The organism is Mesorhizobium sp. M7A.F.Ca.CA.004.04.2.1 (genome assembly GCF_004022825.1).
Lineage (GTDB): Bacteria > Pseudomonadota > Alphaproteobacteria > Rhizobiales > Rhizobiaceae > Mesorhizobium.
Genome location: NZ_RZPH01001285.1, coordinates 1 through 1,423 on the forward strand (window position 1 = coordinate 1; position 1,423 = coordinate 1,423).

The following is a 1,423-nucleotide window of genomic DNA, read 5'->3' on the forward strand; positions in this document are numbered from 1 at the left end:
CAGCGATGTCTGCGCCTCGCGCTGGACGCGGGCGCCGGGCACGGGGCGCGCCGCCGGCGCCTCGACGCGGGTGGCTGCGTCGGAGCGGAACGGCTGCACCTTGGCGGTCGGCGCGCCGCGGCGTTGCACGACAGGCTCATCGTCGAAATCGGCATCCTCGCCCGCATTGTCGAAGCGGTCGTCGAAGATGTCGGCATCGTCGGGGTCGAGCGAGGCGCTGCGGTCATTGACCATGGCGGCGAAGAATTCGGGCTCGACGCGGGCGCGGCCATCCTGGCTCATCCGCTGCTCGGCGAACTCCGCCGATTCGACCCGTTCGGCGGCGCGCCGCCAGGCTGTGGAGCGCTGCTCCATCTCCGGCTCGTACTCGTCCCGCTCCTGCCTGCGGCGCAAGGCACGGCGGTGCATCCACGCGCGCAGCGACAGCCACCAATGGGTGATGGCGCCGAGCGCCAGGATACCCTCGTCGCCTTCGTCCTCGTCATTGTCGAACAAAAGGTCGTCCTCGCGCGGATCGGCGGCGGGCTCGTCCTCCATCACGGCGAAGCCGTTCTTGCGACCGATCAGCGCCGAACCATGGGCAAAGAGCCACAGCGCGGGTGCGGCCAGCAGGATGGCGATGATGCTGGCGATCAGCCCGGTCGGATAGCCGCCGATGACGACGCCGGGGATCTTCAGCACCATGTCGCCAAACACACCGCCGAGGCCGGTGGGCAGCGGCCAGGTCTTGGGCGGCACAACGCAGCCGACCATCGCCGCGGCCAGCAGCGCGAAGCCGAACCAGGACAGCCCGCGCTTGGGCAGCCTGTCGACGCCGCGCGCGGAAAACAGCAGGAAGCCCCAGATGACCGTCGGAACCAGGGCCGCGACGGCGGCGAGGCCGAAGAACTGCATGGCCAGGTCGGAGAACACGGCACCCGCATAGCCCATGGCATTGGTGACGGTGTTGTTCGTCGCGTGGGAAAAACTCGGATCGGCGACATTCCAGGTGGCAAGGCTGGCAACGCCAAAGGCGGCCAGCGCGAACAGGCCGACGCCGACCAGCCGCCCGACCTGACGCCGCGCGAACGCCTGGATGCCGTGCCCCGTATCGGCCAGCGCAAGCGGTGCTGAAGCCCCTGAACGCATGCTCTTCCCCGTCTGTCATGGTCTCGCCGGGTGCGTGGCGCATTCCGGCAGATTCGGGTCTCAGACTATCGGTGGGAAGGTTAAGGGCGCATTAACTATAAGAGGTTGAGATGATCAAACCTCGTTACCACTGGTTGAGCCGCTTGCTGCTCGAAGAATGGCGCCGAGTGTAGGCGAAGGAGGGTCGCCAATTTGGGTAAAGGCATGCAACACGTCTTCCTTCGCGTGGCGGCACTGGCCTGGGCAGGGCTCAGTTTGCTGCTCGCTTTGCACTGGTTCGTCGAACTCGGCATGG

The 1,423-nt window shown here is 67.2% G+C and carries 1 protein-coding gene; it reads right to left on the minus strand.

All coding sequences use genetic code 11. The features are described from left to right. A partial coding sequence (locus EN893_RS33895) for a DNA translocase FtsK 4TM domain-containing protein (protein WP_206640238.1) occupies nucleotides 1-1,128 on the minus strand: 1,128 nt, incomplete at its 3' end. Between the last annotated feature and the right edge of the window lie 295 nt (nucleotides 1,129-1,423).